The 11,215-nt window shown below is 68.6% G+C and carries 14 protein-coding genes; 9 read left to right on the top strand and 5 right to left on the bottom strand.

Features of this window, described 5'->3' with window-relative positions:
* Positions 1 to 484, bottom strand: a 484-nt coding sequence (locus ACLL9L_RS00170) for a transposase (RefSeq protein ID WP_411282616.1), incomplete at its 3' end; no start/stop codon positions are given.
* Between the two features lie 221 nt (positions 485 to 705).
* Here ACLL9L_RS00170 and ACLL9L_RS00165 point away from each other — a divergent pair.
* The 8 genes from ACLL9L_RS00165 to ACLL9L_RS00130 all read left to right on the top strand — a co-directional run bounded on the left by ACLL9L_RS00165 (position 706) and on the right by ACLL9L_RS00130 (position 6,757).
* Positions 706 to 1,167, top strand: coding sequence for an MSMEG_3727 family PQQ-associated protein (locus tag ACLL9L_RS00165; protein WP_411282615.1), 462 nt, complete (start codon positions 706 to 708; stop codon positions 1,165 to 1,167).
* 13 nt (positions 1,168 to 1,180) lie between these two features.
* A complete protein-coding gene (locus tag ACLL9L_RS00160) occupies positions 1,181 to 2,869 on the top strand; it encodes a PQQ-dependent dehydrogenase, methanol/ethanol family (RefSeq protein WP_411282614.1) in 1,689 nt (562 codons plus the stop codon).
* Between the two features lie 51 nt (positions 2,870 to 2,920).
* Positions 2,921 to 3,013 (top strand): pyrroloquinoline quinone precursor peptide PqqA, encoded by a 93-nt coding sequence (gene pqqA / locus ACLL9L_RS00155; RefSeq protein ID WP_411282613.1) that lies wholly within the window; start codon positions 2,921 to 2,923, stop codon positions 3,011 to 3,013.
* A gap of 138 nt (positions 3,014 to 3,151) precedes the next feature.
* Entirely contained in the window at positions 3,152 to 4,051 is a 900-nt protein-coding gene (pqqB, locus tag ACLL9L_RS00150; RefSeq protein ID WP_411282612.1) for a pyrroloquinoline quinone biosynthesis protein PqqB, read from the top strand.
* Entirely contained in the window at positions 4,048 to 4,779 is a 732-nt protein-coding gene (gene pqqC, locus ACLL9L_RS00145) for a pyrroloquinoline-quinone synthase PqqC (protein ID WP_411282611.1), read from the top strand. Before pqqB ends, pqqC begins: the two co-directional genes overlap by 4 nt.
* Positions 4,769 to 5,110, top strand: a complete 342-nt coding sequence (gene pqqD, locus ACLL9L_RS00140; protein WP_411282610.1) for a pyrroloquinoline quinone biosynthesis peptide chaperone PqqD — start codon at positions 4,769 to 4,771, stop codon at positions 5,108 to 5,110. Before pqqC ends, pqqD begins: the two co-directional genes overlap by 11 nt.
* Complete coding sequence (gene pqqE / locus ACLL9L_RS00135) at positions 5,100 to 6,209, top strand: pyrroloquinoline quinone biosynthesis protein PqqE (RefSeq protein ID WP_411282609.1); 1,110 nt, start codon at positions 5,100 to 5,102, stop codon at positions 6,207 to 6,209. The genes pqqD and pqqE overlap by 11 nt, the downstream gene beginning before the upstream one ends.
* Positions 6,206 to 6,757 (top strand): manganese efflux pump MntP family protein, encoded by a 552-nt coding sequence (locus ACLL9L_RS00130; protein ID WP_411282608.1) that lies wholly within the window; start codon positions 6,206 to 6,208, stop codon positions 6,755 to 6,757. The genes pqqE and ACLL9L_RS00130 overlap by 4 nt, the downstream gene beginning before the upstream one ends.
* A gap of 487 nt (positions 6,758 to 7,244) precedes the next feature.
* Here the strand turns inward: ACLL9L_RS00130 and ACLL9L_RS00125 are convergent, their stop codons facing one another.
* The 4 genes from ACLL9L_RS00125 to ACLL9L_RS00110 form a co-directional block, all read right to left on the bottom strand.
* Entirely contained in the window at positions 7,245 to 8,450 is a 1,206-nt protein-coding gene (locus tag ACLL9L_RS00125) for an alpha/beta fold hydrolase (RefSeq protein WP_411282607.1), read from the bottom strand.
* Between the two features lie 352 nt (positions 8,451 to 8,802).
* Positions 8,803 to 9,180: a hypothetical protein gene (locus ACLL9L_RS00120; protein WP_411282606.1), complete on the bottom strand. Its 378-nt coding sequence runs from the start codon at positions 9,178 to 9,180 to the stop codon at positions 8,803 to 8,805.
* A 321-nt stretch (positions 9,181 to 9,501) separates the two neighbouring features.
* Complete coding sequence (locus ACLL9L_RS00115; protein ID WP_411282605.1) at positions 9,502 to 10,089, bottom strand: methylated-DNA--[protein]-cysteine S-methyltransferase; 588 nt, start codon at positions 10,087 to 10,089, stop codon at positions 9,502 to 9,504.
* 2 nt (positions 10,090 to 10,091) lie between these two features.
* A complete protein-coding gene (locus tag ACLL9L_RS00110; protein ID WP_411282604.1) occupies positions 10,092 to 10,574 on the bottom strand; it encodes an RNA polymerase sigma factor in 483 nt (160 codons plus the stop codon).
* A 71-nt stretch (positions 10,575 to 10,645) separates the two neighbouring features.
* On the opposite strand from ACLL9L_RS00110, the gene ACLL9L_RS00105 reads away from it, so the two are divergent.
* Positions 10,646 to 11,215: glycerophosphodiester phosphodiesterase family protein (locus ACLL9L_RS00105; RefSeq protein WP_411282603.1), on the top strand; the 570-nt coding region annotated here is incomplete at its 3' end.

The following is an 11,215-nucleotide window of genomic DNA, read 5'->3' as shown; positions in this document are numbered from 1 at the left end:
GGGTGACGGTGTCCATGGTGGCGACCGCGTCATACAACGGGGTGGAGTCCAGGACCCGCCTGCGCCCGACCAGCCCAGCCGCCTTGGCCGCCGCGAGCGTGACCTCAAAGATCCGGTCCGGACGCCCCGAGGCGGCCAGCCGGGCCCGCATGTCCACCAGCACCGTGTGCACGAAACCGGGGTAGTCAAAGGCCAGCCCGCCCGCGGCGTACTTCCACCGGGCATCGAAGGCGAATCGGTCCACCGCCTCCCGGTCGCTACACCCCTCGATCCGCCGCAGCACCATCACCACCGCCACGATCATCGGCGGCACGGACCGGCGTCCCACGTCGGTGAACAGGTCCACGAAAATTTCATCGGGGAACAAGGTGAAGCACTCCCGGTTCAACACCGCGTAGATCGAGTCCGCCCCGATCCTGCCCTCGCAGTACCCTACCGTGGTGCGCAACAGGTCCCCCTGTTTCGGCGCCAGACCCAACGTCATCGCGAACTCCCCAGACAGACAACGAAACCCGTCGATCTCATTTTTCCAAAGTGCTCACGTCATCCGGGTTGGCCACACGCGAAGAACACCAGCCACCTAGCCGCCGCCAGTCGGTCGGTCAACTTCTCGGATGAGTCAACGCGCGGGGTTGACGCCCGCACTGTGCAGTCTTATGGTCGACGAATAGGCCGCGACAACACGTGTTTCGGGAGGATAAGTCCATGACGACGACATCAGATGGTATATCGGCCAAATTGGCCGACGGCCTACATCGGCAGAATAGTACTGGGCTGGGCCGGCTGCTCGGGTCCGGGGGCGTCGGGCACGCCACGGAAGGAACCGACGGCAAGATGACCGCCACAATTCGGATCCCTGAGGACGAGTTGTGCTTCGAACCCGGGACCCTGATTCTACCCCACGGCGGGGACCTCGAGCTCACACTCATCAACGACGACAAAAACACCCACTGTGCGGTGCTGCCCCACAACGGGGACCCCATGTTCATCTGGCTGGTGAACCACGCCAAGGGAACAGCCCTGCTCAACCTGGATGGCCCGGGTACCTATTACTACAGCTCCACGACCGGTAACGACGAGGGCCGCGGTCTGACCGGGGCGATCGTCGTCGGCGGGGAAGTCCCGGACCACGCCAAGCTCGACCGTCCCGCGCAGCCGCGCCCGTAGAAAGGAGCATGAGATGACCGACTACGTCGACGCCGGCCAGGCCATTCCGTACATGACACTCAGCGCTGTCAAGGGAGTCGCGCCTGCCACCGGGAATGTGGACTACGAGCGCATCCTCGATGCCCGCTCAGAGCCGCAGAACTGGCTTACCTACTACGGCACCTACGACGGTCAGCGCTACAGCGAACTCGACCAGATCACCAAGGAAAACGTCAGGCGGCTGTCCCCAGCGTGGGTGTTCCAGGCCGGCTCGGTGGGCATGCAGTCCGGCTCCTCGACCTACTCGAACGAGGCCTCCCCGATCGTCGTGGAGGGGGTCATGTACGTCTCCGGCCCGGACGGCAAATGCTGGGCCCTGGACGCCAAGACGGGCGAGGAGCTCTGGCGGTACAAGCACGCCTCCCCGTACGACGTCTCGCTGTGCTGCGGGAACGTGAACCGCGGCGTGGCCGTGGGGCACGGGAAGGTCTACATGGCCACCCTCAACGCCCACGTCGTCGCACTCGACGCGACGAACGGCGAGAAGGTCTGGGACACCACCGCCGGTGACGTGCGGGCCGGGGAGAGCCGTACCGTTGCGCCGCTGCTCGTGAAGGACATGGTCATCGTCGGCAGTTCGGGCGGGGAGTTCGGGACCCGCGGGTGCCTGGACGCGTTCGACGCGCACACCGGGGAGCGGCGCTGGCGCCGCTATATGATCCCCAAGCCGGGCGAGCCCGGGTCCGAGACCTGGCCGGACGACGGCGAGGCATGGCAGCGTGGCGGTGGCAACTGCTGGGTCACCCCCACCTACGACCCGGAGCTGGAGTTGCTCTACCAGGGGACGGGTAACCCGGCACCCGACTTCGACGGCGCCGTGCGCCCGGGCGACAACCTCTACACCGACAGCGTCGTCGCGGTGGACGTGAACACCGGCGAGATCCGGTGGCACTACCAGTGCACCCCGCACGACCTGTGGGACTACGACTCCACGATGGAGAACCTCCTGTTCGAGGGCCCCGACGGGCGCAAGCTGCTCGCGCACGCGGACAAGAACGGGTACTTCTTCGTCCTGGACCGGACCACCGGCGAGCTGGTCCGGGTGTTCCCCTTCGTCGACCGGATCACCTGGGGTGAGATCACCCCAGACGGCGAGGTCACGGCCAAGGTGTACCCGGACGAGGAGGGCGTGCCGGTGCACTTCTGGCCGGGGCCGGCCGGGGGCAAGGAATGGGTGCACATGTCCTACAGCCGCCAGACGGGTCTGATCTACGTACCGGTGCAGGAGGTCGGGGCGACGGCCACCCGCCGCCGCCGCGAGTTCAAGGAGAGCATCCCGTATTGGGGTGCGGGCGTCGCCGTGGACATCGAGGACTTCTACGGGTACGTGGCCGCCATCGACCCGAACACCGGCGAGGAGAAGTGGCGCTGGCGCAACGAGTACCCGATGTGCGCCTCGACGCTGGCCACGGCCGGCGGGCTGGTGTTCCAGGGCACGCCGACGGGTCAGTTCGTGGCCCTGGACGCCGAGACCGGTGAGAAGCTGTGGGAGTTCCAGTGCGGAAGCGGACACCACAGCAGCCCCAGCGCGTACACCGTCGACGGTCGCCAGTACATCGTGGTCCCGACCGGATGGGGTGGCTGGGTCGAGGGGTTCCTCCCCGGGTTGCTCGGGGCCGGGGCGGGCGACTCGCTGTTCGCCTTCGCCCTGCCCGAGGACTAGGCCGACCGCACACTCAGACGCCCGGAAGAAGACCGAAAGGGAGGTGAGCAAGTGGAGCTCCGTACCGAATGGGAGACGCCCGACTTCGAAGAGATCGGGTGCGCACCCGAGGTGACGATGTACGTCGCACGCTCGGAGGCCTGACGCTGACGAAGGTGGCTGAAGCCGACCAAGGTAAATGGGGAGGGGCGCCGGAACGTGGTTCCGGCGCCCCTCCCGCCGTCCGGCCCGCCGTGTCTGACAGGAGCGGGGGGCCTCCACGAGGAACAGGGGAAACGGGAGATGTGGCTGCGGGTGCTCGGATCAGCGGCCGGGGGTGGCTACCCGCAGTGGAACTGCAGTTGCCCGACGTGCCGGGCGGTCCGCGACGGCACCCGGCCCACTCGGTCACGCACGCAGTCGTCGATCGCGGTGAGCCTGGACCGTGAGCGGTGGTTCCTGTTCAACGCCTCCCCCGACATCCGGGCCCAGTTCGAGGCCTTCGCGGGCCTGCACCCAGGTGACGACCGGACCACGCCGCTTCAAGCGGTGCTGCTCACCGACGCCGAGATCGACCACACCCTGGGGCTGCTCCTGCTCCGGGAGGGTCGCGGGATCCGCCTGCACGCCACCGAGGCGACGTACACAACGCTGACCTCGGGGATCGGGGTGCTAACCACGCTGGAGCGCTACTGCCCGGTCGAATGGACACGCGTCGTCCCGGGGCAGGACGTGTCGCTGGGCGGGATCTCGTATCGGGCCTTCGACGTCCCCACCGCCAAGCACGACCGCTTCGGCAGCGGCACCGCCGAGGGCCGGGTCGTGGGCTACCGGCTCACCGATGAGTCCACCGGCCGCGCCGCGGTGTACCTGCCGGGCGTGCAGGTGCTCACCCCGGCCGTGCACGAGGAGCTCGAGGAATGCACCTGCCTGCTCATCGACGGGACGTGCTGGCACGACGACGAGCTGATCCGCCTCGGCCTCGCCGGCAAAACCGCCCACGAGATGGGCCACCTCGCGATCGGCGGGCCCGGCGGAAGCCTCGAACAGCTGTCCCGTCTGCCGATCGAACGCAAGATCTACATCCACATCAACAACACCAACCCGATCCTGCTCGAGGACTCGCCGGAACGTCGCGAGGTCGAGCGGAGCGGGATGGAAGTGGCCAGCGACGGTCTCGAAGTGGAGGTCAAGGCACGATGACGACGACGATGAGCCCGGGAGCGGACACGGGTCCGGCGACCACCAGGACGGCTGAGGTCGAGGGCCTGGTCGAGCAACTGCGCGCCCACTCGCAGAGCTACCACAGCGCGCACCCGTTCCACCTGCGAATGAACGAAGGCGTGCTGAGCCCGGACCAGATCCGCGGCTGGGTGGCCAACCGCTACTACTACCAGGAGATGATCCCGCGCAAGGACGCCGCCATCCTGGCCAACTGCCCTGACCCCGCGGTGCGCCGACGGTGGATCCACCGGATCACCGACCACGACGGCGCCGCGGACGGCGAGGGCGGCATCGAGGCGTGGTTCCGGCTGGGCGAGGCCTGCGGCCTGACCCGCGAGGAGATCGCTGACCACCGTCACCTCGTACCGGGTGTGCGGTTCGCGGTGGACGCCTACGTGACGTTCGCCCGCACCCGACCGTGGGTGGAAGCGGTCGCGTCGTCGCTGACAGAGCTGTTCGCGCCGGACCTGATGGCCGAGCGCCTGGCCGCGTTCGAGAAGTACTACACCTGGATCGAGCCGGAGGGCCTGGCCTACTTCCAGGCCCGCCTGTACCAGGCGCCGCGCGACTCCGAGCACGCCCTCGAGGTGGTCACCGAGCACTGCAAAACCCCGCAGGACCGGGACGCCGCCGTGGCGGCGCTGTCGTTCAAGTGCGACGTGCTGTGGTCCATGATGGACGCGATCGAGCGGGCCCATGCCGGCTGACGGCGTGACAGCCGGCGCTTCCGTGGCCTCGCCGACGGCGGCGAGCACACCGCCGGCCGTGCCCCCCTCGGGCCGGCCGACGCTGTCCTCGCACGTCCGGATGCGCTTCGACCGGACCCGGGAGCGGCACGTCCTGCTCGGCCCGGAGTCGGTGATCGTGCTCAACCCGACCGGCGCCGACATCCTCGGCCTCTGCGACGGGAACCGGACCGTGTCCGACGTCGCGGCGGTCCTGCAGGGGCGTTACGACCGGGTGGTCGACGACGAGGTGACGGCCTTCCTGGCCCGGCTCGTCTCCAAGCGGTGTGTGGAGATCCACGATGGACCGTGATACCGGGATGAACAGGCCGTTCGGACTGCTGGCCGAGCTCACCTACCGGTGCCCGCTGGCCTGCGCCTACTGCTCCAACCCGCTCGAGCTCGCCGCCTACGACGACGAGATGAGCACGGCGGAGTGGCAGCGCGTGTTCACCGAGGCCGCGGAGATGGGTGTGCTGCAGTGCCACCTCTCCGGCGGCGAGCCGCTGCTGCGCCGGGACCTGGTGGACCTGGTGCGCACCGCTGCCGAGCTGGGCATGTACTCGAACCTGGTGACGAGTGCGATCGGGCTCACACGCGCTCGCGCGGAGGGGCTGAGGGAGGCCGGCCTGGACCACGTGCAGGTCAGCGTGCAGGCCGACGAGCCCGTCACCTCCGACCGGATCGCCGGCATCCCGTCGTTCGAGCGCAAGCTCAAGGCGGCCGCCGTGGTGAAGGACCTGGGCTGGCCGCTGACGGTCAACGTGGTGTTGCACCGGCAGAACATCGACCGGGTCGCCGAGATCATCGCCCTGGTCGAGGAGCTCGACGCCGACCGGATCGAGCTGGCCAACACCCAGTACTACGGCTGGGCGTGGCGCAATCGCGCGGCGCTGCTGCCGAACCGGGACCAGCTCGCCAAGGCCGAGGAGACCGTCCGCGCCGCGCGCAAGCGCCTGGCGGGCCGAATGGAGGTCGTGCACGTCCTGCCCGACTACTACAGCGAGTACCCCAAGCCCTGCATGGGCGGGTGGGCTGCACGCCAGCTCACTGTGGCCCCCAACGGCGACGCGCTGCCCTGCCCGGCCGCGCAGACCCTGCCGCTGCCTCGCGCGAGCGTGCGCGAGGACTCATTGGCGCGGATCTGGAGCGAATCGCCGCTCTTCCAGAGCTTCCGGGGGACGGACTGGATGGCCGAGCCGTGCCGGAGCTGTGACCGTCGCGAAATCGACTTCGGCGGATGCCGATGCCAGGCGTTCCTGCTCACCGGTGACGCGGCCCGCACCGATCCGGTCTGCCACCTCTCGCCCGACCACGGGATCGTGGCGGACGCGGTGCGGTCCGCGAACGAGGTGCCAGGGCCGACTGAGGTCACCCTCATCCCCCGTCCACACCGGGCCGGGTCGACATGACCGGCGAGCCGTTCGTCGGACTGCTGGTACTGGGGTTCGCGCTCAGCCTGGACAACTTCCGGACCTCGATGGTGCTCGGGACGGTTCCGTTCGGGTTCCGCCGCGCAGTACAGATCGCACTGGTGTTCGGGTTCTGGGACACCATCGCGCCTCTGGTGGGCGGCGAGCTCGGGAACTACTCTGGCGAGGCGATCGGACCGATCGCGGACTACATCGGCCCGGCCTTGATAGGCGCGTACGGCCTGTTCCTGCTCGTCGGAGCGATCCGGAACCCGAATCCGGAGAAGGTCGACCATCCCTGGGTGACCCTGTTCGGCATGCCGCTCGCGCTGAGCGTGGACAACCTGCTCGCCGGAGCGGGACTGGGGCTGCTCGGGTTCCCTCCCGTCGTCCAGGCCGTGACCTTCGGTGCCGTGACCGTCGTGATGTCGTTGGTCGGCTTGTGTCTTGGGCGCGCCGCTGTCCTGGTGATCCCGATCCGAGCCGATCTCCTGAGCGGTGTCTCCCTTGTCACCGCAGCCGTCGTCCTGCCGCTGGTCTTCACATAGCCCTGCGCCGCACCGACGGCGCCGACGGGTGGGTGCCACCCCGTCGCCCCGCGCCCATGCTGTGACCCGCCCCCTCGCCACCGGCCGGGCAGGTTGACCATGGAACACGAACGGCGTCCCGAGCGCGTCTCGCAGCTCTGCAAGCACTGCTTCGGTGCGATCGCGACCGCCTCCTTCACCGAGATCCCCACCTCCCGGGGTGCAGGGGTGCAAGGCAGGCGCGCAATCTTCCACACCGGGTGCCTCCCAAGCGACGCGGGGTCGAGCGGCGGATCCACGGGGCTAGGACTGGCTTAGCCGTCGTTCACTGGGATGAACAGGACCAAAACGACGCGATGCAGTCGGCGGCAACCGAAGAGAGCACCAGACGGTGCAGCGCCTGATGACAGCGCCACCATGTCTGCGGTGCAGTCCATGCGAGGAACTTCCTTGATGCTTTGCCCGCCAGGCGTTCTGAACAACTCCTCCGTCTCGGGGCGGTCGGTGGTCACCGGCGCAGTAGGGCCAGCAGCCGGTCCAGCAAGCGACGGCCGTCGACGCGGATGCCGTCGTGCTGGTACTCGCTGGTGACGAGCACCCGAGTCCCACGGATCGCTTCCGCGCTACGCAACGACAACTCGCGCGGGACAAACATGTCGTCGTGGAACACAGCGGCAACGACTGGCACCGAGTTCTCCGCGAGCGCGCCTAGATCGTACAGCGCCGGGAAGTCGGCACGGTTGGCGAGCAGCTGAGCGGTCCGCCTCAACGGCACCAGCGCCGGGTCCTCCTCGAACTGCCATGGAAAGATGTGCTCGCCGGTGAGAAGCGGAGCCTCCGCGTCCGGCGCGAACTCCGGCAGGCTGTCGCGGACCCGCTGCGCAGCCCACGCCGTCGCACCGCCCGAAACCGGGCCGTTGGAATAGATCGTCTCGTGCATGACGGCGTACAAAGGATGCGCCGCGAACGACACAACGGCGCCGACCTCACGCAGGAACCGCTCGCGAAGCCGCAGCTGCCCGCCCACGGTCGTGAACGGGTCCTCCAACAGGTAGTGCAGTGTGTCGAACCCAGTCGAAGATCCGAGGTCGATGCCGATCTGCAAGAGGCGGCGTACTGACAACGACTCATCGGTGGGCAGGAGCTCCTCGGTGTCCCGCAGGTGGGTGACCACCTCACGCAGCGTCTCTGCATCGGCCGGGTGGCGGGCCGCGAACTCGGCATTGCGGCGCGCCGTCTGCGCAAACGTGAGTCGGTAGACGTCGTCTGCCGACCCACTCAGCCCTGGCAATCCAGCGGTAATGATGGCCTCGCGCAGCCCGCCCGGCGCCTGGGACAAGTACGTCGTGGTGATGAACCCGCCATAGGACTGTCCAAGCGCCGTCCACGCACCCTCGTCGAGTGCCTGACGTAACACCTCGGCGTCCGCGACGATCGCATCGGCGCGGAAGTGGGCGAGGTAGGTGGCCTGTTCCTGGGCGCCACCAACGTTGGCCAGGGTCTGCCGATCAGCCGGGGTGGAGCGGCCTGTTCCGCGCTGGTCGAGCAGGACGACCCGGTAGTCCTCGAGGGCCCGGTCGAGCCAGCCGCTGATCGAGCTGGGCCGGTTAGCCCGGTTGCCCGGGCCGCCCTGAAACCACAGGAGCCGAGGACGGTCGGCACCTCCGTCACGCACAATTTCACGAGAGAACACCTCGATGGTGCCGGCCTGCATCCCCGCGTGGTCCAGGGGAACAGAAAGGACGTGTTCGTGCACGTCGTGTCCAGGTATCCGGTGGATCTCAGTGTGCATGCGCAGGCCTCTCGTTTGCGAAGACTGTTTGATGCGGATCAGTAGCCGTCGGCACCGAGCCGCTGGCAGATTTGCACGAAGTCGGGGTGGACATAGCGGGCGTCCACCTCGATCGCAACGCCGTCCACCTCGATAGACGGTGACACGTTGGACCCGTCTCTGTGCGCTGGTGCCACCCAGCGCGCGCCGCCGATTTAGGTGCCCTCAGTTCCGAGGCCGAACTCGACGCACCCGAGCACTCGCTCGTCCTCGACGATACGCCCGGTGGACTTCGTCACTCCTGGGTTGTAATTGAGCAACCAGTGAGCAACCGGTACATGTTCGGGTCGTCCTGCGCCGCCAGCCACGAGCGGTAGACATCGGCGTCCCGACGGTCACCGGCGACGTCAGTCACCAGACCATTCTCAACGGTCAACGCGATCGGGTTGGTGATGAGGCTGTTCTCGTTCGGCGGCCACGCGGCACCGTCAAACACGATCGTCCCGTTCTGCGTCTCTTCCGAGGGGTTCCACGAGATCTGTCCGGCCAACATGACTGACATACCCGGCTTGTCTGCTGGAATGCCACGTATGTGAATCGGTCTGTGGCCGGTGCGGCCCGTGAGGTACACGCCGTTGCGGGAGGTGATGCGGATCTCCTCATCAGCCGACATGAGTTCGACGCGAGTGTGGCTAGCTCGCGTACTCCGGGGAAGTCCACCTTGCCGACGGTGTCGACGAGCATTTGCACGTCGAGCCCGGTCAGACAGACGTAGCGGGCTCCTCGCTCCATCGCGGCGCGGAAGGCGTCCGAATGCATGATGTCTCCCAGCTGCAGCTCAAAGGCTGGTTGGGTCAACCAAAATCGAGAGGCGCGGTCCAGGGCCCTGTGTGCCGCGGACCAGCCGGCTGCCGGGCCCGTCTCTGCGCCGATGGGACATCGCGGAGTAGGCGCCCTCGGCGTTCGGTCGGTGACCGGTTGGGGACTGGCCGGGTCAGCCGGTCGACTCGAGACGCAGGAGGAACTCCTTCGCCGGGATCCCTCCCGCATAGCCGGTCAGGCGCCCCGTCGACCCGACGACCCGGTGGCAGGGGAGCACCACGCACAGCGGGTTCGCCCCAAGCGCGGTCCCGACCGCCCGGGTCGCCGCCGGCCTGTCGATCACGGCCGCCAGCTGCCCGTAGGTCGAGCGCTCGCCCCAACCCACCGACCCGACCAGGGCGGTCAGGACGGTCCGTTGGAAGGGCGTCGCCAGGCTCAGGTCGGTCGCCAGGTCGAACTCGTGGCGGCGCCCGCCGAGGTAGTCGTCGAGCTGTCTCCGGGCCTCGTCGAGCGCTCGCGGCAGCCGGAGCACCCGCGGCGAAAGGACGCGACCCAGCCGGGTCAGGGCCGCCTCCTCGGCGGCCTCGTCCGGCACGAAGGTCGACGCGACCAGTGCCTCGGCGTCGTTGCGCGCCAACAGCATCCGGCCGATGGGAGTGTCAGTCACGGCATACGAGACGTCGGCCGACCCGAAGACCGGCGGCCGGCTGCTCGCGGTGAAACGGGCCAACCGGCCCTCGATCGTGGATGTGGAGTCCATCGTCATTCCTCTCTCAGCGCCCGCAGGCCATCACTGACCAGGCGCCTGCTCATCGTGGGTGTCGTGCCGAGCACCGCCGCGATCGCCGCGTGGTCGAGGTCGCCGACATACTTCAGCACGACGGCCTCCCGTTGTCGCTCGGGCAGCCGCGCCACCTGCCCCCACAGCGCCTCGTCGACGAGAGCGGTCTCGGGCCCGTCGACGACGGTGTCGCCGGCGTGGGACAGGACCTCGTCGTCGGTCGGCACGGCCCGCCGCCCCCTGCCGCGATGGGCGTCCATCGCGCACCGGTGGGTGATGGTGAGCAGCCAACCGCGCAGGTTCGTCGCCGACCGCAGCGAAGGGTATGCCGCGTAGGCCTGGGTCCACGCCTGCTGGGCCACGTCATCGCCGTCGTCCGGCCCGGTCAGGGCGTGCGAGAGCCGGGCGACGTCACGCCAGTGCGTGTCGACGAGCTGCTGGAACGGGGGGAGGTGCACACCCATGGAACGCCGGGACGGCCTCGGGTGTGAGGAGGCGTCTCGGAGCGGCTGGGGCACCGTGCCACGATAGGCCGGTGACCCGGCCGGCCCCCCTCGTCGTCGCCCACCGGGGTTCGTCGTCGGTCGTTGCCGAGCACACGGTGGGGGCCTACCGGCTGGCCCTGTCGGAGGGTGCCGACGCCCTCGAGTGCGATGTGCGACTCACCGCCGACGGAGTGCCCGTCTGCCTCCACGACCGCACGCTGGAACGCACGGGCGCCTCGGACGGCGTCGTGTCGACGATGACCCTCGACGCGCTCAGCGCGGTGGACTGGGGTGCCTGGAAGCACGAAGGCGCCCCTGGCGACCCCACGCGCGACCCGGAGTGGGGCCGGCTGACCACCCTGCGGGACCTGCTCGAGCTCGCCGTGACGGCGGATCGGGCCGTGGGCCTCGCGATCGAGACCAAGCACCCCACCCGGTTCGGGGGCCGGGTCGAGCACGAGGTCGCCGCCCTCCTCGGCGAGTTCGATCTCGCCGGTCCGCAGCGCGACGGGATGGCCTGGGCGAGGATGATGTCCTTCTCGCAGTTGGCCGTTCGCCGCATGAAAAGTATCTGCCCCGAGCTGCCGACCGTCTTCCTCATGTCCCATCCGCTCCCCCTC

The sequence above is a fragment of the Lapillicoccus sp. genome, assembly GCF_046595215.1.
Taxonomy (GTDB): Bacteria; Actinomycetota; Actinomycetes; order Actinomycetales; family Dermatophilaceae; genus Lapillicoccus.
This window is presented reverse-complemented; position numbering and strand designations above follow the sequence as displayed.